Source organism: Rhodoligotrophos appendicifer, from assembly GCF_007474605.1.
GTDB lineage: Bacteria > Pseudomonadota > Alphaproteobacteria > Rhizobiales > Im1 > Rhodoligotrophos > Rhodoligotrophos appendicifer.
This window is the reverse complement of sequence record NZ_VHKL01000006.1, coordinates 195,905-221,503: the sequence shown is the minus strand read 5'-3', so window position 1 is coordinate 221,503 and position 25,599 is coordinate 195,905. Positions and strand designations below refer to the sequence as shown.

At 63.6% G+C, this 25,599-nt stretch carries 25 protein-coding genes; 7 read left to right on the top strand and 18 right to left on the bottom strand.

Annotation, left to right across the window (positions count from 1 at the left end; genetic code table 11):
• Positions 1 to 12: 12 nt before the first annotated feature.
• The 4 genes from FKM97_RS15105 to FKM97_RS15090 form a co-directional block, all read right to left on the bottom strand.
• Positions 13 to 540: an arsenate reductase ArsC gene (locus FKM97_RS15105; protein ID WP_144293258.1), complete on the bottom strand. Its 528-nt coding sequence runs from the start codon at positions 538 to 540 to the stop codon at positions 13 to 15.
• Complete coding sequence (locus tag FKM97_RS15100; protein ID WP_144293257.1) at positions 533 to 904, bottom strand: ArsR/SmtB family transcription factor; 372 nt, start codon at positions 902 to 904, stop codon at positions 533 to 535. The genes FKM97_RS15105 and FKM97_RS15100 overlap by 8 nt, the downstream gene beginning before the upstream one ends.
• Before the next feature lie 149 nt (positions 905 to 1,053).
• Positions 1,054 to 1,815 carry an SDR family NAD(P)-dependent oxidoreductase gene (locus tag FKM97_RS15095; RefSeq protein ID WP_144293256.1) on the bottom strand — a complete coding sequence of 254 codons (762 nt, stop codon included), beginning with the start codon at positions 1,813 to 1,815 and terminating at the stop codon, positions 1,054 to 1,056.
• 112 nt (positions 1,816 to 1,927) lie between these two features.
• Positions 1,928 to 2,410: an Lrp/AsnC family transcriptional regulator gene (locus tag FKM97_RS15090; protein WP_144293255.1), complete on the bottom strand. Its 483-nt coding sequence runs from the start codon at positions 2,408 to 2,410 to the stop codon at positions 1,928 to 1,930.
• Positions 2,411 to 2,507: 97 nt separating this feature from the next.
• On the opposite strand from FKM97_RS15090, the gene FKM97_RS15085 reads away from it, so the two are divergent.
• Together FKM97_RS15085 and FKM97_RS15080 are read left to right on the top strand one after the other, a co-directional pair.
• Positions 2,508 to 3,710, top strand: coding sequence for a diaminopropionate ammonia-lyase (locus tag FKM97_RS15085; protein WP_144293254.1), 1,203 nt, complete (start codon positions 2,508 to 2,510; stop codon positions 3,708 to 3,710).
• Positions 3,711 to 3,730: 20 nt separating this feature from the next.
• Positions 3,731 to 4,906: a M24 family metallopeptidase gene (locus tag FKM97_RS15080; RefSeq protein ID WP_144293253.1), complete on the top strand. Its 1,176-nt coding sequence runs from the start codon at positions 3,731 to 3,733 to the stop codon at positions 4,904 to 4,906.
• A gap of 23 nt (positions 4,907 to 4,929) precedes the next feature.
• Here the strand turns inward: FKM97_RS15080 and FKM97_RS15075 are convergent, their stop codons facing one another.
• From FKM97_RS15075 to FKM97_RS15050, 6 genes are all read right to left on the bottom strand, one after another.
• Positions 4,930 to 7,608 (bottom strand): AMP-binding protein, encoded by a 2,679-nt coding sequence (locus FKM97_RS15075; protein ID WP_144293252.1) that lies wholly within the window; start codon positions 7,606 to 7,608, stop codon positions 4,930 to 4,932.
• Positions 7,608 to 9,104, bottom strand: a complete 1,497-nt coding sequence (locus tag FKM97_RS15070; RefSeq protein ID WP_144293251.1) for a sugar ABC transporter ATP-binding protein — start codon at positions 9,102 to 9,104, stop codon at positions 7,608 to 7,610. The genes FKM97_RS15075 and FKM97_RS15070 overlap by 1 nt, the downstream gene beginning before the upstream one ends.
• Entirely contained in the window at positions 9,101 to 10,183 is a 1,083-nt protein-coding gene (locus FKM97_RS15065) for an SMP-30/gluconolactonase/LRE family protein (RefSeq protein WP_144293250.1), read from the bottom strand. The genes FKM97_RS15070 and FKM97_RS15065 overlap by 4 nt, the downstream gene beginning before the upstream one ends.
• Positions 10,180 to 12,294: an ABC transporter permease gene (locus FKM97_RS15060; protein ID WP_144293249.1), complete on the bottom strand. Its 2,115-nt coding sequence runs from the start codon at positions 12,292 to 12,294 to the stop codon at positions 10,180 to 10,182. Before FKM97_RS15060 ends, FKM97_RS15065 begins: the two co-directional genes overlap by 4 nt.
• A gap of 69 nt (positions 12,295 to 12,363) precedes the next feature.
• Positions 12,364 to 13,359, bottom strand: a complete 996-nt coding sequence (locus FKM97_RS15055) for a sugar ABC transporter substrate-binding protein (protein WP_144293248.1) — start codon at positions 13,357 to 13,359, stop codon at positions 12,364 to 12,366.
• Positions 13,360 to 13,385: 26 nt separating this feature from the next.
• Positions 13,386 to 14,360, bottom strand: a complete 975-nt coding sequence (locus tag FKM97_RS15050) for an ABC transporter permease (protein ID WP_144293247.1) — start codon at positions 14,358 to 14,360, stop codon at positions 13,386 to 13,388.
• 255 nt (positions 14,361 to 14,615) lie between these two features.
• On the opposite strand from FKM97_RS15050, the gene FKM97_RS15045 reads away from it, so the two are divergent.
• Positions 14,616 to 15,599 (top strand): helix-turn-helix domain-containing protein, encoded by a 984-nt coding sequence (locus tag FKM97_RS15045; protein ID WP_144293246.1) that lies wholly within the window; start codon positions 14,616 to 14,618, stop codon positions 15,597 to 15,599.
• Positions 15,600 to 15,663: 64 nt separating this feature from the next.
• Here FKM97_RS15045 and FKM97_RS15040 read toward each other — a convergent pair whose 3' ends face one another.
• Entirely contained in the window at positions 15,664 to 16,134 is a 471-nt protein-coding gene (locus FKM97_RS15040; RefSeq protein ID WP_144293245.1) for a cupin domain-containing protein, read from the bottom strand.
• Positions 16,135 to 16,477: 343 nt separating this feature from the next.
• On the opposite strand from FKM97_RS15040, the gene FKM97_RS15035 reads away from it, so the two are divergent.
• The 3 genes from FKM97_RS15035 to FKM97_RS15025 are packed head-to-tail and all read left to right on the top strand — an operon-like array spanning position 16,478 to position 19,165.
• Positions 16,478 to 17,329 (top strand): ABC transporter ATP-binding protein, encoded by an 852-nt coding sequence (locus tag FKM97_RS15035; protein WP_144293244.1) that lies wholly within the window; start codon positions 16,478 to 16,480, stop codon positions 17,327 to 17,329.
• A complete protein-coding gene (locus FKM97_RS15030) occupies positions 17,326 to 18,120 on the top strand; it encodes an ABC transporter permease (RefSeq protein WP_144293243.1) in 795 nt (264 codons plus the stop codon). Before FKM97_RS15035 ends, FKM97_RS15030 begins: the two co-directional genes overlap by 4 nt.
• Positions 18,121 to 18,154: 34 nt before the next feature.
• Positions 18,155 to 19,165, top strand: a complete 1,011-nt coding sequence (locus FKM97_RS15025) for an ABC transporter substrate-binding protein (RefSeq protein ID WP_144293242.1) — start codon at positions 18,155 to 18,157, stop codon at positions 19,163 to 19,165.
• A 93-nt stretch (positions 19,166 to 19,258) separates the two neighbouring features.
• Here the strand turns inward: FKM97_RS15025 and FKM97_RS15020 are convergent, their stop codons facing one another.
• The 5 genes from FKM97_RS15020 to FKM97_RS15000 all read right to left on the bottom strand — a co-directional run bounded on the left by FKM97_RS15020 (position 19,259) and on the right by FKM97_RS15000 (position 23,787).
• Positions 19,259 to 19,903, bottom strand: a complete 645-nt coding sequence (locus tag FKM97_RS15020) for an ABC transporter permease (RefSeq protein WP_144293241.1) — start codon at positions 19,901 to 19,903, stop codon at positions 19,259 to 19,261.
• On the bottom strand, positions 19,900 to 20,523 hold the full coding sequence (locus tag FKM97_RS15015) for an ABC transporter permease (protein WP_144293240.1): 624 nt from the start codon (positions 20,521 to 20,523) through the stop codon (positions 19,900 to 19,902). Before FKM97_RS15015 ends, FKM97_RS15020 begins: the two co-directional genes overlap by 4 nt.
• Entirely contained in the window at positions 20,520 to 21,494 is a 975-nt protein-coding gene (locus FKM97_RS15010) for an ABC transporter ATP-binding protein (RefSeq protein WP_144293239.1), read from the bottom strand. The genes FKM97_RS15015 and FKM97_RS15010 overlap by 4 nt, the downstream gene beginning before the upstream one ends.
• A 15-nt stretch (positions 21,495 to 21,509) precedes the next feature.
• Entirely contained in the window at positions 21,510 to 22,670 is a 1,161-nt protein-coding gene (locus FKM97_RS15005) for a saccharopine dehydrogenase NADP-binding domain-containing protein (protein WP_144293238.1), read from the bottom strand.
• A gap of 97 nt (positions 22,671 to 22,767) precedes the next feature.
• Entirely contained in the window at positions 22,768 to 23,787 is a 1,020-nt protein-coding gene (locus FKM97_RS15000; protein WP_205015044.1) for an ABC transporter substrate-binding protein, read from the bottom strand.
• A 106-nt stretch (positions 23,788 to 23,893) separates the two neighbouring features.
• Here FKM97_RS15000 and FKM97_RS14995 point away from each other — a divergent pair, with 106 nt between their 5' ends.
• Positions 23,894 to 25,033, top strand: coding sequence for an NAD-dependent epimerase/dehydratase family protein (locus tag FKM97_RS14995; RefSeq protein ID WP_144293237.1), 1,140 nt, complete (start codon positions 23,894 to 23,896; stop codon positions 25,031 to 25,033).
• A gap of 9 nt (positions 25,034 to 25,042) precedes the next feature.
• Here the strand turns inward: FKM97_RS14995 and FKM97_RS14990 are convergent, their stop codons facing one another.
• The gene (locus FKM97_RS14990; RefSeq protein WP_144293236.1) at positions 25,043 to 25,249 is read right to left on the bottom strand and encodes a hypothetical protein; all 207 of its coding nucleotides are present in this window, start codon (positions 25,247 to 25,249) and stop codon (positions 25,043 to 25,045) included.
• Between the two features lie 144 nt (positions 25,250 to 25,393).
• Positions 25,394 to 25,582 carry a hypothetical protein gene (locus FKM97_RS14985; protein WP_144293235.1) on the bottom strand — a complete coding sequence of 63 codons (189 nt, stop codon included), beginning with the start codon at positions 25,580 to 25,582 and terminating at the stop codon, positions 25,394 to 25,396.
• Positions 25,583 to 25,599 lie beyond the last annotated feature (17 nt).

The following is a 25,599-nucleotide window of genomic DNA, read 5'->3' as shown; positions in this document are numbered from 1 at the left end:
CCATGCTGGACCTCACGCCGCGGTGTGCCGCGGTGAGGTTGCGCCTTCAGCCTGACCGATCTCGCGCAGCTTGGTCCCCAGCGCCATGCGATCGAGGCTGTTGATGGGCAAGGCCACGAAGATGGAGATGCGGTTCTTGAGGTATCGGAATGCCGCAGCGAAGGCTGCTTTCTTTGCGATCTCACTGCCCTCGACGGCGGCCGGATCCTCGATACCCCAATGCGCCGTCATGGGCTGGCCGGGCCATATCGGGCAGACCTCGCCGGCGGCGTTGTCGCAGACGGTGAACACGAAATCCAAGGCTGGTGCGCCGGGGAGAGCAAATTCATCCCAGGGTTTCGACCGCAGGCCTTCGGTCGGGTAGTCGAAGCTCTCGAGCACTTTCAGCGCCATCGGGTGCACCGCGCCCTTGGGCTGGCTGCCTGCGGAGAAGGCACGAAAGCGGCCATCGCCGTCCTTGTTGAGAATACTCTCGGCCAGGATCGAGCGGGCCGAGTTGCCAGTGCATAGAAACAGAACATTGTAGATGCGATCAGCCACGAGCGGCCTCCACGGTGATAGGGGTTGAAACTGTGCAACAGGGCGTGAGATCGGCAATCAGCGGTGCGCAGATCTCCGGTCGACCGCCGCAGCAATCCTTCACGAGGTAACTGGCAAGCTCTCTGACAGCGTCGAGCTGCGCCCGATAGACGATCGACCGGCTCCGGCGCTCAGCCTCGATCAGGCCGGCGCGCGACAGCACCGCCAGATGCGTCGACATGGTATTGTGGGGCACCGCCAATTGCCGCGCAATGTCGCCGGCCGGCAGCCCTTGCGGTTCGTTTTCCATGAGCAGCCGGAAGACGTCGAGACGGGTCGGCTGGGCAAGGGCTGAAAACGCCAGAATGGCTTCATTCGATTCCATATGTCGAGAATTATCGACATATATTGATGACGTCAAGAGGAGTCTGGCTTCACTCTTCCACGCTGGTCTGCCGGTGACGGGCCCGTTCATGGATCGACCAGGCGGAGATCGTCCGCTGCTGGTTCAGCGGGCGGCGGCCAAGACCTCGATCAATGCGTGGTGCTGCCCCCGTCGACGGAGAGAATGGCTCCGGTCATGTAGCTCGCATCGTCAGAGGCCAGAAAGCGGATCGAACGGGCCTGCTCCTCGGGCTCCGAGATCCGGCCAATGGGGATCGTCTTGCCCATTTCCTCGAAGCCGGTCTCGGGAGTGAAACCGCGCCGTTCGAGCCCCGAGGCCAGCATCGGCGTCCGGACTTCGCCAGGACAAATCGCGTTGATGCGGATCCCGTCGCGGGCATGATCAAGTGCAAGTGCGCGGGTCATGTTGATGACGGCGCCCTTCGTCGCGCAATAGGCGACGTGCCCCTTCCCCCCGACCAAGCCCCAGTCGGAGGCCACGTTCACGATCGCGCCGCCCCCGTTTCGCTTCATGACGGCAATGGCTTCCCGGCACATGAAGAAGGTGCCGCTGACATTGACGCGAAAACTTTCGGACCAGTCTTCGTCAGTGAGATCGAAGACATCGCCTCGCCTCATGATCGCGGCACTGTTGACGAGGACGTCCACGTGCCCGAAGCGCTCGACGACGCGGCTGACCGCTCCCGCGCAAAATTCACTCTCACCAACATCGCCGAGAATCGCCGTGAGACGCTCTCCCCCGCCAAGCGAGGCAATGATCTCATCCGCCTTGGCCGGGTCGCGCCCGATCAGGACGACCTGTGCACCAAGCTTGTGAAACTCGCGAACACAGGCTTCGCCGATGCCCGAAGTGCCGCCGGTCACGACGACCACGCGCCCGTGAAAATCCATGTCCTTCCGCCTCCCGTCCTTCCACTTGCGCAAGACGGTAGAGTTCGAAGCGCAGGGAGTCACGCGCCGACTTGAGCCGGAGGCGCTCAGACCGCAGACGGGGACAATCGATCTATCGGGTGGGGACGGCCAAGCCGACTTTCACCCTGTCCATGGCGACAAAGCTGCGGAAGCGCTTCACATTGGTGTTGCCGAAGAACAGCCGCTTCGTCAGCGCCTCATAATCAGCCATCGAGGGCACGACGACCACGAGAACGAAGTCGATCTCGCCGGTCACGTAATAGCATTGCTGCACTTCGGGGGCGGACGCGAGGTCACGCTTGGCCGCATCAATGTTGGCCGCCGTCTCGCTGATGATTTCAACTTCCACGAAGATGGTGATCGGATGTCCGACGCGGGCTGGATCGAGGACGGCCACATTGGCACGGATCACTCCGGCTTGCGTCATTCGCTTGATCCGGCGCTGCACCGCGGGCGCCGACAGGTTCACCCTGCTTCCAATGACCCGCTGGGGAGTCGTGTTGTCCTGCTGGAGAATGTCGAGGATCGCGAGGTCAAGCCGATCGAGAGTAAGGGGGGCGTAACGATCCTGCATAACGGTCCCTGCGAAACAAACTTGCGCCAAACGCCGGAAGTTCGAGCGCCTTTATTGCGGGTTGTAGAATAAAACATCGTGCAGGAGGCGATAGACAATGCTCATCCTGAACGACGATCCCGATCACGGCCAGCCTCTGGAGGCCATGGACGCCGCGACGCTCAGCCTGACCGCCGCCGCGGAGGTCGCGCGATACCTGTCCCACCGGCCCCATCACCGAGAGACGCCCCTGCATTCGCTTGAGGGGCTTGCGCGGAGCGTCGGCGTGGCTTCCATCCATATGAAGGACGAGGGGTACAGGCTGGGCCTCGGCAGCTTCAAGGCGCTGGGCGGCTCCTATGCGGTGACAAGGCTGGTCCTGGAGAAGGCTGCGAGCATCCTGCAGCGCAGCTTGGACATCGAGGACCTGCAGAAGCCCGAAGTTCGGGGCGTCGCCGAGGACATGATATTCGCCTGCGCGACCGATGGCAATCATGGGCGCTCGGTCGCGCAGGGCGCGCAGCTTACGGGCGCCGCGGCGGTGATCTTCCTCCATGGCGGGGTCAGCGAGGGGCGCGCGGCTGAAATCGCACGCTATGGTGCGAGAATCATCCGCGTGGAGGGGACGTATGACGATTCCGTGGCGGAGGCCGCGCGGGTCGCCGATCGGGAGGGGTGGACCGTCGTGTCGGACACGTCCTGGCCCGGCTATGAGCGGATCCCCGGTCTTGTGATGCAGGGCTACACGGCTATGGCGCGAGAAATTCTCGGCCAGATCCCGCAGCCTCCAACCCATGTGTTCCTGCAGGCGGGGGTCGGTGGCTTTGCAGCGGCCCTGGCAGGCTATCTCGGGATGGCCCTCGGCGAGCGCAGGCCCCGGGTGATCGTCGTCGAGCCGGCGCGCGCGGCCTGCCTCTATGAGACGGCCAAGGCCGGGAAGCCGGTGAAGATTCCACACGGTGAGCCCACGGTGATGGCCATGCTGGAATGCTACGAGCCGTCGTTGATCGCGTGGCGGATCCTGCGTCGGCTGGCCGATGGGTTCATGACGGTCGCGGAATCCGATGCGATCGGCGTGATGAACCGGCTGGCGCGGCCAGAGTCCGGCGACCCGGCCATCATCTCAGGAGAAAGCGGCGGCGCCGGACTGGCCGGCCTTCTCAACATCATGAGCGAGGCGAGCGCCATGAAGAGCCTTGGGCTCGGCGCCACATCCCGTATCCTGGTGATCAACACGGAAGGGGCGACCGATCCAGAGAAATATCGAGACTTGGTCGGCATGACGCCAGAAGATGTCGAGCTTTCCAACACAACCCGATGAGTTTCACCGGAGGATCGAAGATGCGGCCCGGAACAGCACCCAAACGCGGCTTTACCCCTGAAGAATTTGCCCAGCGAACCCATCGCGCCCAGACGATCATGCATAAGCATCAGCTGGACGGCCTGTTGGTCACCATGCCGCCGAATGTCCGCTACTTCACGGGGTTCGATTCGCAGTTCTGGGAGAGCCCCACCCGACCCTGGTTCGTGCTGGTTCCACAGCAGGGTGCCCCCATCGCCATCATCCCCGACATCGGGGTGCCGGAGATGGAAATGACCTGGATCAAAGATATTCGCAGCTGGCCGGCGCCCGTGCCCGAGGATGACGGGCTGTCACTGATCGCCGCCGCGCTCGCCTCCCTCCCGGTGCGTTTCGGCCGGATCGGTGCGGAGCTGGGCCGCGAGATGACGCTTCGGATGCCGGTCATGGATTTCCTCAAACTGCGGGACATGATCAAGCAGTTCGAGTTCGTGGATGGTTCCCCCGCCCTGTGGGACATCCGCATGGTGAAGACCGCGGCCGAGATCGCGCATATCCACCACATCTGCCATATTGCCAGCGAGGCCTATAACGGACTTCCCAGCCTGATCTCGATCGGCGACACGGAACGCGAAGCGGTGCGGCGCCTGCGCATCGACGTCGCCCAACGCGGTGCGGATTCGACGCCCTTCATGCCGGGTATCGCCGGGCCCGGCGGCATCAGCCAGATCGTCTGTGGACCGCATGACCGGGCGCTGACCGAGGGGGATATCCTGTTCATCGACAGCGGCTCGACCTATGACGGCTATTTCTGCGACTTCGACAGGAACTACGCGGTCGGAACGGTGGCCGACGAGGTCCACCGCGCCCATGAGGCGGTATGGCTGGCCACGGAGGCCGGCATCGCCGCAGCCGTTCCCGGAGCGACCACCGACGACGTCTATCACGCCATGGCCAAGATCATCGATGCCGCCGGCTCCGTCGGCAACAATGTGGGACGCTTCGGTCATGGCCTCGGACTGCAGCTCACCGAGCCGCCTTCGCATCGGCCTGGAGACGGTACGAAGATCCTGGAGGGGATGGTTCTCACCATCGAGCCGGGGATCGAATATGCCAAAGGCAAGATGATCGTCCATGAGGAGAATGTCGTCATCACCTCGTCAGGGGCCGAACTCCTGACGCTTCGGGCGCCACGCGAACTGCCGGTGATCCGCTAGGGCGCCCAAGCCAGCGATCATGATCATTGAGGGTCGTCGTATCGGGGCGACTGCTTCTGCTTGAAGGCCGCAAGCCCACGCTGGAGATCCCGACCGTCGAGATGGCTGGCGAAAGCCGCCAACTCGGCCTGCATCCGCGCCTTTCGCTCAGGGCTGGTCGAGCGCCAGCCGGTGAGCGACTTCATGTGACGGATGGTCTCCGGGCTTCTCCGACCGATCTCGTCCGCAAGTTCCCTCGCGCGGGACAGCAATTGCTCCCGAGGAACGATTTCGTTCACCAGCCCCCAGTCAGCGAGGCGCTCTACCGACATCAGGGAGGCTGTGTAGAAGAGGTGCGCGGCGCGACCCGGCGAGATCCGCTCGCCCAGCCGGACGGTTGCGCCGCCGGCCGGCACCACGCCGTACTGCGCATGCCCGTCGCCCATCTTCACGCCTGCCGCCGCCAGGATGATATCGCAACAGAGCAGCAGCTCGAGGCCGCCCGCCACAGCCACACCATTGGCGGCCCCGATGACCGGCATGGGCAGGTCCTCGATCAGCTGGAGGACGCTCTGATTGTAGGCGAGATCGTGAAGCAGACGCGCCTTGTCGGTCTCCAGCGCCTCCCCGAATTCAAGGAGGTCGCCGCCGGCACAGAAGGCACGGCCGTTCCCGGTGACGATGACCACGCGGATGTCCTTCCGATCCTGCAGCGACCTCACCTTCGATTCCAGGTCGGTCATGACTTCGCGGGAAAGAGCGTTCATGGCCTCGGGGCGATTGAGGGTCAGAAGGGCGACTGCGCCATCCACCTCCAGGATGACCGGGGAGGCCGAGGGCGCACCGGCCGAAGACACGGTATAGGTTTGCGGCAAAGGCCGCAGCACGTTCGACAAGGCTTGGACCCCTTCTGGTGTGGCTCCCGTCACCGTCACGTCGACGAGGGTTTGCTTCTTGGCGTCGAGGCCGATCTTGACTGCGACCTCGGCGGTGTCGCCACAGGTTTGGAGAGCTTCCAGTCGCACCTTCTCGGCAATGGCCCTATCTCGCAGCGCGGGCTTGAAGATCTTGCCCACCGCCGTCACGGGCAGCGCATCGATGACGAGGATGCTGCGCGGCCGGGCCGGCGGTTCGTGAAGGTGCCGATGGAGATGCGCACGCAGGGCGTCGAGATCCACCCGGGCGCCGGGAGACGGGACGATGAAGAGTGCCGGCACCTCGCCTGCATATTGGTCTGGCATGCCGACGGCGGCGCTGAGGGCGATGCCCTCGAACTGGTTGGCCACATCCTCGATGGCGGCCGGATCGATGTTATGGCCGCTGCGGACGATCAGGTCCTTCTCGCGCCCGGTCAGCACCAGCCGCTCATCGGCCGTCAGATAGCCGACGTCGCCGGTGGTGAGCCAGCCATCCGGCTCCAGCATGCCCACATCGTGCCGGGGATCGAGATAGCCCGGGAAGACCTGCGGACCTCGGACCTGGACGCTGCCGCTTTCCTCCGTCTGGCACGGGGTCGGATAGGGCGCGCCTTGGCGAAGGATGCGGATTTCCGAGAAGGGAGCGCGGAAGCCGACGCTGCCGGCGCGAGGAGTCCCACGTCCCGGATTGAAGGCGATGGCGGCGGCGGTTTCGGTCATGCCATAGGTCTCGAACAGCTTCAGCCCCGTCGTTGCTTCGAACCGCGCCCCCACCGCTTTGGGGAGGACGGCGCCACCGGTGACCGCCATGCGCACGCTGGAGGCGTCCGTGCCCTCGGTCCAGGCATTCGCCATGGCTGCAATCGAGGTCGGGACGCCGCTTACGACAGTCGCCCTGAAATGCTCGACGATGCGCCAATAGGATCCGATTGCGGCAGGGGTGCGCAGGCCATAGGGCGAGGGCACGACGACATGGCCGCCGGCCGCAAGGACCGACAAGCCGACCGTCATGGTGCCGCCGACATGGAAGAAGGGAAAGCCGCTGACGACGCAGTCGCGCTCGTCATAGCCGAAGACTTGGGCAAAGCCGAAGGCCGCATGGATCTGGTTTCCATGGGTGAGGCGGACAAGCTTCGGCCGGCCCGTTGTGCCTCCGGTATGGAAGAGCGCGCAGATCTCCTCGCGATTGGAAGAGGGGGCGAAATCCAACCGGTCGGCCCGCACGGCAGCGATCGCCTCTTCGAGACCCACAAAGCCGGGAACGGCTCCCGCTCCACCGCCGGCGACCACCACATGGCGCAGGCTCGGGACATGATCCAGAGCGCCTTCGGCAATCGACCAGCAGGCCGCGTCACTGTCCGCCGAGGGGATTACAAGGATGCTCGCCTGCTGGGCGTTCAAGAGATCGAACACCGCCTCCCGGCTCAGCAGGTAGTTGATCGAACTCGCGATACCGGCGACCTGGGCTCCCAGAAGCAGGGAGGGAAGGCAGGGCAAAGTCGGCATGAGGAAGGCTGCGACCCCGCGGCCGGGGGCGAGGCCGAGCGTGTGGAACAGGTTGGCTGCACGGGTCACCTCGGCCAGCAGCTGGCGATGGGTGAGGGAGGCACCGATGTCGATTGGGTCTGGGCTCCGAAGAACCGTGAGCGCCTTTCTCTCGCCCCCATGCTCGGCCGTCGCGAGACACAGATCATAGAGATTATGCGCCGTGACGAGGTCGTCATAGGGGGAGCGCTCGATTTCGACAATGTCGGCGATGGTGCGGACGTCGCGAACCGGCCGGGTGGTCTTCAGCGCGCGTGCCATCAGTGCACCGCCGCATACATGATGGTTTCCTCGTCCGCCTTGTCGCCGGCGAACTCCTCCACGATCCGGCCCTGCCTGCACACGAGCACGCGATCGGACAAATGAAGGACCTCCGGCAGGTAGGAGGAGATCACGACGACGGCGATGCCCTCATCGGCGAGCCCGTTGATCAGATGATGGATATCGGCGATGGCGCCCACGTCGACGCCGCGGGTCGGCTCATCGAAGATCACGAGCTTCGGCTTCTGGACCAGGGATTTGGCGACGACCACCTTCTGCTGGTTGCCTCCGGACAGTTCGATGACGCGTGCGTCGCTGTTGATGGCCTTGACATTCAGGGCCTTGATCCAGACGGCTGCGACCTCCTTCATCTCGCTCATGCTCATGGTCGAGGAGCGGGTCCGGCCTGCGGCGACCGCGCCGAGATAGATGTTCTCGGAGATGGACATGGTCTCGAAGAAGCCTTCGAGCTTGCGATCCTCCGTGACGTAGACAAGCCCGTCGCGGACGGCGGGGCGCGGCACGCGGTAGCGGACGGAGCGTCCATTCAGCCGCACCTCGCCTCCGTGAAAGAGGTCGCGCTTCAAGATGCCGGAGACGATTTTCGCCGCTTCGGTGCGTCCGGAGCCGATGAGACCGAACACCCCGGTGATCTGGCCTGCGAAGACTGAAAAGGAGGTGTTGCGCACGATATTGCCCATGGAGAGGTTCTGCACGCTGAGCACCTTCTCCGTGCCGGGACGGATCTCGCGGTCCTTGCGCTCCCCGTAAAGCTCCTGGCTGAGAGAGCGGCCAACCATGGCGCGCACGATCTTCTCACGATCGAAGGTGGAGGTTGCATCGGTCACCACATGCCGGCCGTCCCTGAGAACCGTGATCCGGTCAGAGATCAGGAGGGCCTCCTCCAGCGCGTGCGATATGAAGATGATCGAGACGCCGCGTCCCCGCAGCCGCTGAACGAGCGAGAAGAACTGGTGCTTTTCTTCCGGCGTCAGGCTGGCGGTCGGCTCGTCGAAGATGATGACTCGGGCATTGTGATGAACGGCGCGGGCGATCTCCACCATCTGCTTCTGGCCGGCCCCCAGGCTGGAGACCATGGCGGTGGGGTCGACGGGAAAGTTCAGCGACTGGAGGAACTGCTGGCCGGCGATATAGATGCCGCGGAGCCGGTGAAACCACTTCCTGTCCGCCAGATAGAGGTTCTGGGCGACAGTAAGAGAGGGCACAAGGCTGGTCTCCTGATAGACCATGGCAATGCCGCGCGCCAGGGCTTCGGACGGCGTCCTCAGCACGACCCGTTGGCCGTCGATCAAAATCTCGCCCGATGTGGGCTCGACCCCGCCGGCGAGCATCTTGGTGAGCGTCGACTTCCCGGCGCCATTCTCGCCGAGCAGGGCATGCACCTCGCCCTGGAGAAGGCTGAAGCTCACATCCTGGACAGCGGGAACGCCGCGATATTCCTTGGTGGCCTTTCTGAGCTCCAGAATGGGGGTCATTCCTCGCCTCCCAGCGCATTCAGGTCCACCAGCGCCACGACGCCGTCGCCACGGGCCGCGACATAGAGGCGGCCCTCGTGTTCGAGTGCCGAGGTCACGCCATGGGTCGCACCGTCGGCGCGGCTCTGGAGGCTCATGATCGGTTGGAAGGTGCTGCCGAGCTTCACGCAAAGGCCCGCGGACATGGTGGGGGCCCAGGGTTTCAGAATGCCCAGATGCTTCACCCCGCCCCCCTGAAGTGGCTCGTAATAGCTGCGCCCCGACCGGAGCTTGGGCGCAATCCAGAAGTCAGGGGGCACCTCCGCGATCATCCGCTCACGATAGGCGGGCTCACGCAGAACGAATTCCACGAGCTGGCTGCGCGGGGCGAAGACCGACAGCCAGTGGTGGCCCTGCGCAGAGGAGATCCGGCCCGGATAACCAGGGAGATCAGCATAGACGATTGCAGGCCTCGCGGTGCCGCCAGGGCTCAGGCGCATCAGCCGATGACGCCATGCTTCGGCGTAGACGAGGCCATCGCCCTCCACCGCCAGGCCTGCGGGCCAGGCGAGGTTGCCGGCCAGCTGGGAAACGGCTCCGTCGTCGAGGTCGATCCGCCAGAGACTGCCTGCCGCGGTCTTCCGCATCAGATCTCGCTGCCAATCTGCCGCATCGTGGGTGGAGGAGCCGTTGGCGACGAAGAGATGCGAACCGGTAGCGATGAGGGCCGTCATGCAGCGGACATTCTCCGCCACCCGATATCGGCGCCCATGGTAGCGACCACCCTCGATGGCGATCTCCCCGTTTGCCAGCGCCAGGCACACTCCCTCTCCGTCGATGGTCGCCATCGCGGTTACCAAGTCGGAATACTCGCTTCTGAGCTGCCAATGGCTTCCTTCAAGGCTGTACAGCGCCTTGGCCGTGGACGCGACGAGCTGACCGGAGAGGAAGGCGAGGTCGTCGACATCGGCCAAGGGCAGACGCGCCGCTTCGTCCAAGCGCCGGTTGGGACGCAGGGGTCCATCGAGCGGCGGCACGGTGACTGCGGCATCCCCACGGCCAAGGAGATTGTCCAGCACGCGGACCAGTGCGCCCGTCATGGCCGGCCCCAATAGGAGCGCTGACCCGTCCAGGCCTCATCGGCGCCTTCGATCTTCAACCTGCCGATGCGGTTGTTGAAGATGCCGCCGATATAGAGATGGCCCTTGTGCTCGCGCATGGAGGTGATCATGGGATGGTTCTCGCCACCCAGATCCCACAGGGTCTCCAGCACCCGACCCGTCTCGTCGAAGCGGACAATGCAGCCGGTGTTGATGTTGGGGTACAGCCACTCGTCCGGGGCCGTCCGCCGGGCCATGCGCTTGCGGAAGCCGGGCAGCTTCATCGCCAAATCGAGGGAGGGAGTGCGCATGCCGACAAGGGCGAGCCAGTAGGTGCCGTCGGAGGCGCGATTGATGTTGTCGGGATAGCCTGGCAGATCGGCGATCACCGGCTCGACCCGGCCGGCCTTCGGCCCGTCGAACCAGTAGCGGCTGATGCGGCAGGCCCAGGATTCGGCGAAGATGAAGGACTGGCCATCGCCGGCCATGCAGATGCCGTTGGGGAAGACCAGGTTCTTCAGCACGGTGCGGGTGGTTCCGGAGTTCGGATCATAGCAGATGATCCGCCCATTGCCGCGCGATTCCAGGCAGTCCACGGGCCAGTCATGCATGTCGTAGCGGATCGTCGCCTCGCTGAAAAAGACGCGTCCGTCGGGGGCGATGTCGAGATCGTCGGCAAGCCTCAGGCGGGAATCGTCGATGACCGAAAACCACGACCGGTTCGTTTCGTCCGTCAGGCGGTGGATCGAGCGGTCCGGGTCAATGCGATAGAGGCCCATGCCGCCGACACAGCAGAGCAGCGCACCATCGCGCGCAAAGGCCATGCCGAGGGGCCTGCCGCCGATATGGACAAAGACTTCGCTGCGAGCGTAATCCGGCGCCAGGAAGCGCATGATATCGCCCGTCCGGTTGCCGGCGTAGAGATTGTCCGCATCATCGAGGATCACGTCTTCAGGTCCGTCAATGGCTCCCAGGGCCAGGGACTCGACGTCGCGCAGGCGGTCATTGAGTGCATAGGGGGAGGGGGCTGCGGTCGCCGGGGCGGGCGGCAATGCCGCATAGGTCGGCGAGACGTAGACCTTAGACAGAACTTTCCGATAGTTCTTCAGCCAGCGAACATCGATGGCGACCGCCCCCAGCAGCGCGAGCCCCAAAAGCAGCGAATTGGCGCCGCTGGTCACGCCAAGCCGAACCAGGCTGTTGACCAGGACCATGACGGTGATGGAGCCGATCACGGCTTTGGCCGCCGAGCCACGGCCACCGCCCAGGCTGTTGCCCCCAAGGACCGCGGCGGTCAGGGCGGCGATTTCCAGGCCGATGCCGGTGTCCGCACCAGCACCGCCCAGGCGGGACGCGAAGATGAGCCCCGCCAAAGCACTCAGCGTCCCGGAGACGACATAGGTGGCGCAGATGACACGGCGGACGGAGACCCCGACATTGTGTGCGGACCGGCGGGAGCCGCCGGTTGCGAGGATGTGCCAGCCGATCCGCGTCCGGCTGAGCACGAGGTGAAGCGCGATTGCGATGACCACCGCGACCACGACGCTGAACGGCACACCGAGCACCGATCCCTCGCCGAAGAAGTACCAGAGATCGGAGTCCACGAAGGCCGCCGCGATGGGAACGGAATATTTCAACAGCAGCATGTCGACGATGGCGCGGACGATGATCAGCGTGACCAGGGTGGTGAGGAAGGCGCGAAGGCGGAGGAACCCAACCAGCACGCCGTTCACCAGACCGACGGCCGCTCCGCACGCGAGGGTGGCCGCTACTGTGGCGGGCACGGGCCATTCCGCGACGTTCAGGAGGGCGAGGGCCACGATATTGCCCAGGGCGAAGGTTGATCCCACGCTGAGATCGATGCCGCCGGCAACCATGACGACCATGAGGGCGAGCACCAGGAGGCAGAATTCACCCCATTGCCGCATGAGGTTGGTGATGCTGGCAGCCCCGAAAAAATCCGGGATCGCAGACCCGAAGACGGCGATCACGGCCATCAGGATCAGGAGTGGAATGGCATTGTCGATCCAGCGCTTGCTCAAGACCTCGCCGACCAGATGGTCGGGAATGGCCCGGTATCGCCAACGCATGATCGTGTCTGACACGGACATAATGAAGGGCTCTGTTCAGCGGTTTGCCGGCACGGTTCGCCTGAGGGCGCCGTGCCGGGGCGGAGTGACTCAGCTCTTTGCGGGAAGGCTCCAGCATGAGGACGGCGTCATGTTTTCCTTGGTGAGGAAGGTCAGGGGCGTGAAGAGCGTGGTCTTCGTCGAACCCGGCGTCTGCTTCAGCTGCAGCATTTGCTTGATCATGGAGGCCATGTCCCGGGCCTGTCCCGGCACGAAATAGACCACGACCTCGGAATAGGTGCCGTTCGCCAGTCCATCGCAGGCTGACTGGTTGCCGCTCCCCTGGGTCAGGAGATAGACGTTCTTGCCGGATTCCTTGATGGCGGCTGCGGTGCCCACATCCATGACGTCCCAGAAGCCGGTGATGGCGCAGAGGTCAGGATGCTGCTGGATGACGGTCGCAGCAATGTTCCGCGCCTTGGTAGCGTCCCAGTCGGCCGCCTGGTTCGAGACGATCTGTATTTCGGGATGCTTCGACAGGACGTTGTTGATGCCCTGCATCTGATAGACGCTCGCCGCTGCGGTCAGCACACCCTGGGTGATCGCGACCTTGCCGCTGCCGCCCTTTTCGGGCGAGCATTTCTCGACCAGCCGATTGCCGATCTGCTCACCCATGCCGACGTAATCGGCGCCGATGAAGGCGTCGGTCGAATAGCTGGAGCGCATGTTGACCTGCACCACATAGATGCCGGCCTCCTGTGCCTTCTTGAGCAGGCGCGCATAGGATTGGACGTCGGGATTGTGCACCACGATCACGTCGGGCTTCTCGGAGATGAGCGAGGTGATGGCCTGGGCGCCGGCATCGGTGCTCCAATTCGGATCCCGGATCTCGAAGGTGACGCCGAGAGGCTCGAGGGCCTCCCGCAGGCCCGCAGCCCAACCCTCGGTGAGGTCGAAGCCCATGGCCACGGGGACGTAGGCGACGCGCTTGCCCTTGAACGAACTGTAATATGGCTCCCGGGTGGGATCATCGATCCCCTGGGCCATGGCTGCGCCGGCGCCGAGAACGAGCGCTGCGGCCAAGATCATTGTCTTGAAGAGCTTCATTGGTGGGTCCTCCCTTTCGTTTGAATTTAGATGTCCCCCTGCTGACCGGTCTGTTCGTCGCGGGGGTTGATCATGGTGTCGATGACGATGGCCGTGAGCAGGATCACGCCCTTGATGACGTTCTGGACGGTGTATTGGATATCCATGATCGTCATGCCGTTGAGCATCACACCGATGAGGAGCGTGCCGACGATGACATTGCGGATCCCGCCCTTGCCGCCGGAGAGGCCGATGCCGCCCAACACCACGACGAGGATGACGTCGTAGACATAGGTCGAATTGGCGATCCGCGTGTTCACGCTGGCCACCGACGCGGCGGTGACGATGCCGGCCAGGAAGCCGATCAGCGATGACAGCATGTATTGGAGAATGATGATCGGCCGCGCCGGAACGCCGGTGATGCGGGCGGCAAGGAGATTGTCGCCGATCGCTCGGAGGTAGTGGCCGGCCTTGGTCAGGCGCAGGAAGGCATGGGCGGCGAGACATATGCCGGCAAACAGGAGGATCGGCACGGGAATGCCCAAGAGGCTGCCCTGTCCGAGCCACAGCAGCGCCTTTGCGCTTTCGGGCATGTAGATGACGTCGAGGCGGAAGAGGAAATAGCGCCCAAAGCCATAGATCGTGGTGCCCATGGCCAACGTGGCGAAAATAGGAGGGATCTCCACATAGGCAATGAGGCAGCCGGTAATCATCCCCGTCACGAGGCTAAAAGCGAGACCCATGGCGAGCGCCTGGGGGAGCGGTACGCCCGTCGAGGCCAGTTGCAGCGTCCAGGCAATGGAAATCGCCATGAGCGCGACAAGGGAGAGATCGATGCCGCGGCCGATCACTACGAGACCCATCGCAACCCCCAAAATGCCGAGGATCGAGACGCTCCTGACGAGATTCAACAGGTTCGTGGTCGTCAGGAAACCGGGCAAAGCGAAGGCAAATGCGACGCAGAGCAGGACCGCCAGGCCGAATACGATCTTCTCTTGGGTGAGGCGCCCGAGGACAGGCATGTCTTTCGTCCCGATTATGCTCTTCGGTCGCCCGAAAAAGGCAGATGCGGGGAAGTTATCCGGGAGATCTCGGCAACTCTTTTCCAATAGCGCACGAGACTTGCTCAAGCGCGTACTCGTTCCTTTCTTGCTGAAAGGCTGTCAAATCGGCTAGAAGGACTCTCAGAGAAAGAAAAAGCCGGCACGATCGAAGTGTTCGCCTCGAGCTCGTTTCGATTGTTGTACGGCATGTGTGGTCACGGGGTGGAGGAACCCATGGACCTCGTCTTCACGACGGAAAACCTTCCGCGGGCGAAGCGCTATGATGCATGGCGCGCCGCCATATGCGATTTCTACGTGCATGTGGACGTCAAGGCAAAGGAACCGGAGAATTACAAGGGCTTCATCCGGGAAGCCTGCTTCGGTGACGTGGTGCTGACGGACATCCTGCTGTCGGAACAGAGTATCCTCCGCAACACTCAGCACATCTCGAAGCTGGACAAGGACTGCTATTATCTTCAGCTCTTGTATCGAGGAAACTTGACCGTCCTGCAGCGGGGTGCCAGCCACTTGTCCAACGCAGCCCGAGGTGCGATTTTCTGTGCGACGGAGCAGTATGAGCTGCAATGCGCCGGCGAGGTTCGCTCGTTCTATCTGGAGATCCCGCGCGCGGACTTCGCCCAGAGGTTCCCCAAGGGGTGCATTCCCGTCTCGGCGACGATCAACAGCATTCAGGGAATGGGTCGCATCACCACGGAATTCTGTGCGATGCTGGCCAATGAAGGGTCGAGGCTCGGCGTCGACGTCAGACGACATCTCGGCGGGCAGCTGATGGATCTGCTGGCCGTCACCCTGCAGACGGCCGAGCCCGACATTCCCATGCTGGACCGGTCAGTGCAGCAGGCCCGACTGAGATCGGTCAAGCATTGGATCGAAACGCATCTCAGTGATCCGAATCTGACGCTTGAGCGAATCGCCAACGCGAATGGAATGTCGCTGCGTTATCTACACCGCCTGTTCGAGCGAGACGAAATGTCGGCGTCCGAGTGGATCTGGGACCGGCGGCTGCAGCTTTGTTATGACCAGATCGCAAAGGCGGATGGGCGTTCGATCACCTCCATCGCCTTCGAAAACGGTTTCAACAGTTCTGCGCATTTCAGCACGATGTTCCGCCGTAAATACGGCGTTGCACCACGGGAGGTCGCGTGCCGGAAGCCGGCCTGGCAAAGGACGGCGCAGCCCGACGGGACGAAAATCTAGTTTCCGGCGACTGCCGGGGTGCGGGGTCAGTCCTGTGTCGGTGCGGGGGGCGGCAGCGTGCGGCTCACTCTCGGTTGGTCAAGGGGCCACCGAGGAACTCAACGTCCCAGGGCCCACCGAACGCATTGAGTTCCGTAAGGGGAACGGGGCCGTTGCGGAGCAGGTCTCCCAAGGCGGCGAAGAATTCCCGTGCGTTCATGCTCGGGCTGATCACAACGAGCTGACGGGCGGGGGTCTTGCCTATGTTCAAGAACCCATGCGGCTGTCCTCCGGGAATACAGACGACGTCCCCTTCTTCCGCAAAGAACCGTTCCCCTGCAATTTCATAGAGATAGCGACCCTCGAGGACGCGGAAGATCTCGGTCTGGGGATGCCTATGAAGAGGCGGGCCAAAGCCCGGAGCATTGATGGTCTCGATGATCTCCAAGGTTTCACCCCGGTCGGAGCCAAGCCGCACGGACAGCGTGAGGCCCAAAGCCGGGATCGACAGGGCCCCGTCCGCACCTAGGTGGTTGTGAACGAATGTGAACTCCATGGGTCGGCCTCGTATCGCGCTGCGCCTGAGCCGCTATCCCCAGGCTTCGGCGTTAGATTATGGCGGGGCGTCTGCGACTTCACCCTCAACGAGGGTACCGCAAATTACCGTCTGGTGGCGAGCCGGTGTTGACGCCCCAGACCGGCGGGACCGATGGCGAAGAGTTCGGGAGCATCGCTCCGATGCAAAAGCGGATCCAACTGAGGTCTTGGTAGCGCGAGGGCTGCCGAGCCTGCTAGGCATTGGACAAGCGAACAAGTGGCCGAGGGGGGCCGGAGCCGGATGGTCCTCCCGCACAGGGTCCCTCTCAAGGCCGCGACCTGACGATGATGGGAGAACGGACATGGAAACCGCCGTGCGAGGGGCGCGCACCAAGGCGAGCGAGCCCGGCGCGAAGCCATTTGCCGTTGCGCTCGACGATGTCAGCATAGAGTTCGCCATCACGGGTGGTGCGTCCTACAAGGCGGTGGCGCCGACGTCGCTGCATGTCAGTCAGGGAGAGTTCGTTGCCATCGTCGGCCCGACGGGGTGCGGGAAGTCGACTTTGCTCAATGTCGCAGCCGGCTTGCTGAAGCCGGCGAGTGGCACCCTGGCGATCTTCGGAGAGACGCTGGAGGGTTTGAACGCCAGGGCCGGCTACCTGTTCCAGCAGGATGCGCTAATGCCCTGGAAGACCGCGATCGACAATGTGGCGATCGCGCTGGAGATCGGCGGCACCCGCCGTACGAATGCCCTGGCGCAAGCGCAGGACTGGTTAAAGAAGGTCGGCCTCGCGCGTTTCGGTGAACGCTATCCACACCAGCTTTCCGGTGGACAGCGTAAGCGGGTGGGCCTTGCCCAGGTGCTGGTGCGGCAGCCGAAGATCCTGCTCATGGACGAACCCTTCGGGCCGCTCGACGCGCAGACCCGACAAATCATGGGAACGCTGCTGCTCACTCTGTGGGCGCAGGACCGCAAGGCGGTGCTGTTCGTCACTCACGACCTGGAAGAGGCCATCGCGCTTTCGGACCGGGTGGTGATCATGTCGGCCGGCCCGGAGGCGCGCATCATCGGCGACTTCACGATCGATCTGGCACGTCCGCGCGACACCGCCGACGTGCGGCTCGACCCGCGTTTCCATCAGCTGCACCGCGACATCTGGAACCGGCTCAAGGCCGAGGTCGCCAAGACGTATGGGGAGGATCTCCAGCCGTGAAGCTTCATCCCGGCAAGCTGCTCATTCTACAGATCCTGGTCGCGGTCGCCGCCCTGGCCTTCTGGCAGTTCGGTGCCACGGTGCCGATCGGCGGCGGCTATCTGCTCCCCGAATTCTTCTTCTCTAAGCCCTGGGACGTGCTCAGCCGCGTCGTGACGCTGTTCGTCAGCGGCACGATCTGGAAACACCTCTGGATCACCTTGACGGAGACGGTGCTCGCCTTTGCCATCGGCTCGCTCGGGGGCGTCATCATCGGCTTCTGGTTCGCCCGCAAACCGGTCGTGGCGGCGGTGTTCGACCCCTATCTGAAGATGGCCAACGCCCTCCCGCGCGTGGTGCTGGCCCCCATTTTCATGCTGTGGCTGGGCCTCGGGATCTGGTCGAAGGTGGCGCTTGGTGTCACGTTGGTGTTCTTCATCGTGTTCTTCAACGTCTATCAGGGCGTGAAGGAGGTGAGCCCGGTCGTGCTCGCCAACGCGAGGATGATGGGGATGAACGAGCGACAGCTGTTCCGCAACGTCTACTGGCCGTCGGCCATGTCGTGGATGTTCTCGTCGCTGCATACCGCGGTCGGCTTCGCCCTGGTGGGTGCGGTGGTGGGCGAATATCTCGGATCGTCCGCGGGCCTCGGCTATCTCATCCACCAAGCCGAGGGTGTCTTCGACGTGACCGGCGTCTTTGCAGGCATGTTCATCCTGGCCGCCTTCGTCCTCGTCATCGATTGGGTGGTGACGCGGGTGGAGCGGCGACTTCTCGTGTGGCGGCCCCAGGCCGCCAGCGAACAGAATTGAATGCCCATTCCAGAAGAAACGGAGGAAACATGAGATGATACGGACCTTATTTCTGGCCGCGGGCCTCGTCTTTGCCGCTTTCGGAGCCGTCCAGGCGGCCGATGTGGAAAAGCCCGACCTCACGCTCGGCGTCGGCGGCAAGCCGCTGCTCTATTATCTCCCGCTGACGCTGGCGGAACGGCTCGGCTATTTCAAAGATGAGGGACTGAACGTCGAAATCAACGATTTCGGCGGTGGCGCCAAGTCGTTGCAGGCGCTGATCGGCGGTTCGGTCGACGCCGTGACGGGGGCGTATGAGCACACCATCCGGATGCAGCAGAAGAAGCAGGATATCCGTGCCGTGATCGACCTTGGCCGGTATCCGGGAATCGTGCTGGCGGTGCGCAAGGCGGAAGCCGACAAGTTCAAAACCGTCGCCGATCTCAAGGGCGCCAATATCGGGGTGACCGCCCCCGGCTCCTCGACCCATATTCTGGTGCAATATGCCTTCGCCAAGAACGGGCTCAAGCAGGATGACGCCTCCTTCATCGGCGTGGGCGGCGGCGCTTCGGCGGTGGCTGCCATGCAAAAGGGCGAAATCGATGCCATCTCGCATCTCGATCCCGTCATCTCCAAGCTGCAGGATCTCGACCTGATCAACGTGCTGATCGACACGCGCACCACGCAAGGCACGGAGGATCTGTTCGGTGGCATGAACCCGGCTGCCGTTCTTTACTTCAAAGAGAGCTTCATCAAGGACAATCCGAAGACGGTCCAGGCGCTCACCAATGCCTTCTACCGCACCTTGAAATGGCTGGAGACGGCGACGCCGGAGCAGGTCGCAGCGACCGTGCCGGAGGAGTATTGGCTGGGCGATAAGGCGCTTTACATCAAGGCGTTCAATGCGTCGCGCCAGTCCTATTCGACCGACGGCACGATCGACGAGGCGAGCATGAAGAGTGCGCTCAACCTGCTGACGACGGCAGATCCGGCCTTCGATACGTCGAGCATCGACCTTGCAAAGACCTTCGACGGTTCGTTCCTCGCCAAGGCGAAGGCGCAATGAACAGAGCCGCATGAGGTGACGGATTCGCAGTGAAGGCTCCGGGGGGCGGTGCACAACGCATCGCCCCCTGAGCTATAAGTCACGGGGGTGCGCTTAAGGCCGTCCCACAGCCATGACCGTAGTGAGCGCCCTTTGCACTCTGGCGAGAGAGAGCTCCACGCAAATCGCCAGACCAGCGGCCGGAATGGCCCCGGCGAGCAGCCTGTCGGTGTCGCGCAAGGCAATCCCCTGAAGGATGAGATCGCCCAGGCCGCCCCCGCCGATGAAGGCCGCCAAGGTCGCGATCCCCACACTTTCAACCGCGGCGGTGCGCAGGCCGCCGATCGTCGCGGGCAGCGACAGGGGCAACTCGACCATGACGAGGCTCTGCCAGCGCGTCATGCCGATGCCTTTGGCTGCCTCGCGCAAGGCCGGATCCAGCCCCTGCAGGGCCACATGGGCGTTCAGATAAATCGGCAGCAGAGCCCGCAGGCTCAAGGCGAGCAGGGCCGGGGCGAAGCCTATGCCGAGGAGGGGAATGGCAAGCCCCAGCACGGCGAAACTCGGGATGGTCTGGGCGATGTTGGCGGCAGCCGAGAAGCCTTGGCCGAGGCGTGGCATTAGAGCGGCCAGGATCGCCATGGGGAAAGCAACGGCCAGACCCAACGCCGTCCCGGACGCGCTGAGGACGATGTGTTGCTTCAGCAGGAGCCAGATCTGGTCGCTGTTGTCGACCATGAAGTCCAGGAAGGAGCTCATGGCACAGGCTCGGCTCTCGCCAGGCGCTCAGCCTGGCGCAGCAGCCAATCGCAGGCCAGCGCCAAGGCCGCAGTCGGCAAGGCGCCGGCGATGATCATGTCATTGTCGGCCGTGGCGATGCCGCGGAAAATGAGCACGCCGAAGCCACCGGCACCGATATAGGCGGCGAGGCTGGCGACGCCCACGGTCATCACCGTCGCAATGCGGATGCCGGCGATGATCATCGGCACCGACAGGGGAAATTCGACGAGTCGGAAGCTCTGCGACCTGGTCATGCCGATGCCGCGCGCCGCCTCAAGCAGAGGTTCCGGTACGGCCGACAAGCCGATGGCAACATTGCGCATGATCACCAGCAGGGAATAGATGCTGAGGCCGACCACGGCAGTCAGGGTGCCGAGGCCGAGGATCGGGATGAGAAAGGCAAAAAGGGCGAGACTCGGCACGAGGTAGAGAAGCCCGGCTAGGGTAAGGGCCGGGAGCTCGAGCCAGCGGATCTTGGCGGCGGCAATGCCCAGGGGAAGGCCGATCAGGACGGCGATCAGCACAGCTCCGAGCGACACCGACAGATGCTGCAGGCCCAGGTTTAGGATCGTCCCAGGGTTGGCGATCAAAAAGTTCATGCACCCTCGGCCGGATCGGCAACCGCGCCTACCACCGCGCGCACGAGGCCGGCCGCGTCGAGCGTCCAGCACGGCCCATCGGCGTCGCCCATAATGACGGGGGAGAGACGGTCGACCTCTTGGCGTCCGGCCAAGGCGAGCACCACGTCAAGAACCGACACGTCCGCCGGCAGTTCCGGGGCGAGCGCGGATCCGGGCATGGCGAAGTCCCGCGCTTTCATGAACCGCAGTCCCAGGAGCTCCCGGCTTTCGGCCAGATATTCGGAGACGAAGGGCGAAGAGGGGGCAAAGAGCAGCTCTTCGGGAGAGCCCGCCTGGATCACGACCCCATCCTTGAGGAGGACGATCCGGTCAGCCAAACTGAAGGCCTCCAACAGGTCGTGGGTTACGAAGACGATAGTTTTGCCGGTCTCGCGCTGGATGCGCCGCATTTCGTCCTGCAGCTGCTTGCGAATGACCGGATCGACGGCGGCGAAAGGTTCATCCATGAGGATGATGTCGGGGTCGGCGGCAAGGGCGCGTGCGACACCCACGCGCTGCTGCTGGCCACCGGACAGGGCGCTCGGCCGCCGATCGGCATAGACGGACGCAGGCAGTCCCACCAGGTCCAACATCGCGCGGGCACGGGCCCGGCACTCTTCCCTGGGACGGCCCATGATCCGCAGAACGGCGCCAGCATTGGCTTCGACCGACATGTGCGGAAACAGGCCGACCTGCTGGATCACGTAGCCGATGCGCCGACGGAGCAACACCGGATCCATGGCGGCGGCGTCTTCATCGTCGATCAGCACGCGGCCGGAGCTCGGCTCTATGATGCGGTTGATCATCTTCAGCGTCGTCGTCTTGCCGCAACCGGACGGGCCGACGATGGCACAGAACTCGCCCTGGGCCACCGTAAAGCTTGCGCTCCTCACCACCGGCGTGGCGCCATAGGCCTTGGAAACGGCGTCGAGGCGAAGAGCATCGGGCATGGGATCTCGGTCGCGCTAATGGGTCTGCAGTGCGAGCCCGTGGCGCTCGCCAAGGGATCGTAGCGCAGTCGTCAGCTCCTTGGCGATGGCCAGACAATCGGCTAGGGGATAGCGGCGGATCTCATAGCCGAAGACTTCCCGCAGAGTGCCTGCCGCTATGTCGGTCAGCACGATGGTGCCGCCGGGCTCAATGGACTCGATGCCTTCGGCGCGCTGCGCCTCCCAATTGACGGCAACCGCCTGGTCGCGATCGACGTCGTGCGGAAGCGCCAGCTCGAGGCCACCGGCATTCACCTGGATCGGATAGCCGCCGACCAGCCCCAGCGGGCCCGGAGCGTGGATTAGCTGGCCGAGGGGATCCAGCAGCGCCATCAGGATGCGGATCGCCGAAGCGGCCACGATCCACGTGGCGGCCGCCGCACCCGGGATGCGGGCGATGTCGGGGACCTCGGCGAACAGGGCCGCCTTATCCAGGCTGTCCGTGACATCGCGCCCGTCGATCGAGATCCGGAGCGGGAAATCCAGCCCATGGGCGTGACCGTGCATGAGGATGTTATAGGCGTGGAAATGATGCGCCACGAGGACGATCCCGACCCGATGCGGGGCCACGCGGAAGCGAGCGGCGACCACCTGCTGGAGGGCCGGAACCAGCAGGTCGCCATTGCCGATGCCGATGTCGGGGGCAAGACCCGCCGCAGCGAGGGCGGGATTCACGCCGTCGGGATAAGAGCTGTTGATCACCGGCACCGTCAGGCCGCTGTCGCGGACGGCTTGCATGAGGGTGTAGGCCAAGGCTGCATGGGAGGCCGACCATACGCCGGAGCCCGCGCCGAACACATGCAGGCGCTGCTTGACCGCCTCGGGGAGGAGATCGCGCAACCACCAAGTCGCCAGGGTCGTCGCATTGAAGACGAGATCGGGCGCGATCCGCTGCAGCAGAGCCGCGGTCTGGTCGATGTTGCGAAGGTCGACCGTCGCGGTCGTGACGCGCGTCTCGGTTCCCCATTGCAAGGCGCCCTGCTGAGCCGAGTTGGCTCGCCGCATCGCCAGGTCCGCGTTCAGGTCGGCGAGCACGATCTCACCCCGGAACTGCGGATGACGCGCGAGGAGCTCGGCTACGATGCCACCGAGTTCACCAGCGCCGAAAATGATGATTTTGCGATGCGACTTGATCATGAGATTCCAGATCGTATGGAGTGAGGAGGATTGCGGGCATGGCGGGAGCGTCGTCCGCCAAGGGCGGATGGCGCTCCGAACCGGATGACAGCTGCTGCTAGGAGATGAGGCCCGACTTCTTCAGAAATTCCTTGGCGACCTCTTCTGCGGGACGCTTGTCCTGATCGATCGAGGAATTGATCTCGATCATGGTCGCCTCATCGATCTTGCCCACAAGGGCGTTGAGGGCATCGGCGACGTCGGGATGGGCAGCCAAGGTCTCGGCCCGGACGATGGGCGTGAGGTAGTAAGGCGGGAAGAACATCTTGTCGTCCTTGAGGACCACCAGGTCATTGGCCTTGATGCGGCCGTCGGTGGTGAAGACGGAGATGACGTCCACATTGCCGTTGGCGATGGCCTGGTACACAAGGCCCGGGTCCATGCCGCGGCTCGCCTTGAATTTCAGATCATAAGCCTTGGACAGGCCCGGCAAGGCGTCCGGGCGGACCTGGAATTCCTGGGTCGAGCCGAGCGTCAGATCGCCCGAATGGGCGCCAAGGTCGCTCAAGGACTTGATGCCAAGCTTTTCGGCATCGGCGCGGCGCATGGCCAGTGCATAGGTATCGTTGAAGCCAAGGGGTTTGAGCCAGGTCAGCTTGAACTTCTCGGCATAGCCGTCCTTGACGATCTCATAGGCCTTGTCGGGATCATTGACGACCGGCTCCTTGAGGATCACCAAGAGCGCCGTCCCGGTATATTCCGGATAGACGTCGATCTCACCGCTGACGATCGCCTCGTGGATCACGGAGGTGCCTCCCAACCCTATCTTGCGATCGACCTCGTAACCCTTAGCCTCCAGCAGGTCGGCGAGCATATGGGTGATCACGATGCTCTCCGTATAGTTCTTCGAACCGACGGTGATCTTGTCGGCGGCCTGCGCCGCGGTCAGCAGCGCTAGGCTGCCCATGATGGCGGCGCCGGCCAGGATGGCGCGCCTGCTGAGGGTCGAGGGCATGATGTCTTCTCCGGACAGGTTCTCGTTGCCGGCATGCACCCCGCATGCCGCATCCGCGCCGCTGATCGCGACGGACAAAGCATCGACCCTGTCGGGTAAAAAATCAAACAAAATCAATGACATCAGAGTGACGTCACTTTGATGCCACGACGAAACTCCGCTGGCAATGGCTTGGAAAATGAGCTTAGGTTTGGCACCTGATTAATTCGCCACGCAGGGAGACGAGGGCTTGCGCAAGCCGGTTTTGATGATCTTCGGACTGGGTAATGTCGGTGGCCAGCTGGTGGAGTTCCTGGCCCGCATCCCGCATCTCGGCTGGCGCATCGTTGCGGCCGGCCGAGACGCCGAGCGCGGCCTGCGCAAGACCCGTTCGGCCCTGTTCGGCGCCAGTTACATGGGACTCTATCCCGACATCGAATTCCGCCAGGCCGACCTCACGGACCTCGATGCGACTGCAGCTCTGATGCATGACGAGCAGCCCGAGATCGTTGTCAATGCCGCGAGCTTCGCAGCCTGGTGGCTGCGCGACCTGTTGCCGCCGGATATCCGCGCAGAGCTCCTGTCGATCGGGCCCGGGTTGTGGGCGGCAGCGCATATGACGCCGTCCTTCAGCCTGATGCGGGCAATCGAAAGAAGCGGCACCGCGCCGCGATTTCTCAATGTTTCCTATCCCGATGTTGTCAATGTGGCCCTGGCAAAAGTCGGCCCAGGACCCACTATCGGCGTCGGCAATATCGACCTGCTGGTGCCGGCCATCCAGTATGTGGCGGCAAAGCGGCTTGCAGCACCCATGCGCCACATCGTGCCCTATGTGGTCGCGCATAATCATCACTCCTACAACATCCTGACGCGGGGGACGACCTGCGGCCATGATTTCTATCTCAAGATCGTCCTCGCCGGCACCGACGTGACCGACAGGATTGACCGCTCCAGCCTGATTGCCGAGATCGCCGCCGAGGCCTCCATCCCGACCGCGGCCGGGGCCAGCAGCCTCGCTGCCGGCTCGCTCTGCAAGGTGCTTCTGGCGGTCATGACCGATAGCGGCGAGCGCTCCCATATCCCAGGGCCGAACGGGCTTCCCGGTGGCTATCCCGCGATCGTCTCAGCGGCCGGCGCTGAGGTCATGTTGCCGGGCAATCTCTCCCTGGCGGAGGCGATCGCCATCAATGAAGTTGGCCAGCGGGCCGAGGGCGTGGAGGCGATCGAAAGCGATGGCCGCATTCTCTATACCGAGGCGGCGCAGCGGGTGCTGCGCGACCGCTTCGAGATCAATCTTTCAGGCTTTCCACCAGCAGACTCCTACAAGGTCGCGCGTCTCGTCGACCAACAGCTCAAGGCGTTGGGCGCCAGGTTCGGCCTGCACAGCTGAGACCCTCCCTCACCCCTGCTGTTCCTTCTTCAGCTTCTCGGTGATGGCCTCCAAAATCCAAGTATTGCGCGAGATCTTGCCCGGACGACGCGACCGCGCCTGGTCAATGAGCGTGAACAGGTAATGCGAGGCTCGGAGCGTGAATCGCACCTCGTCTTCGGGATGGGGTGCCGGGGGGCTCCGAACCGGAAGCTTGGGAGGAAGTCTGCTGGTCATCGACACTCCGAGACGGCGCTGACGAAATCGCCAGCCCGACGCTACCTCGAAGCCCGTCGACATTCCAGCCATGGGAATGTCGTCAGGCGCATCGATCCTCTGGATGCAAACGCGCAGGGGGAAGCGATCGCAGCTCCGGTCCGATTAGAGATCAGGATCTTCGGCCCGTCGTCCCGGCTGGTCGACTTTCAGGATCGGCTCGCGGCCGCGACGCATCCGGCGGCGAAAATTGGGGGAGCGCTCGCGCTGCCATCGCTTTCGCTGAAGATGCCATCGCACAACCAAAGTGCCGGCAAAGGCCGCGCACAGGACGAAGATCAGCATCATCAGCATGTGTCGCTCCGAATATT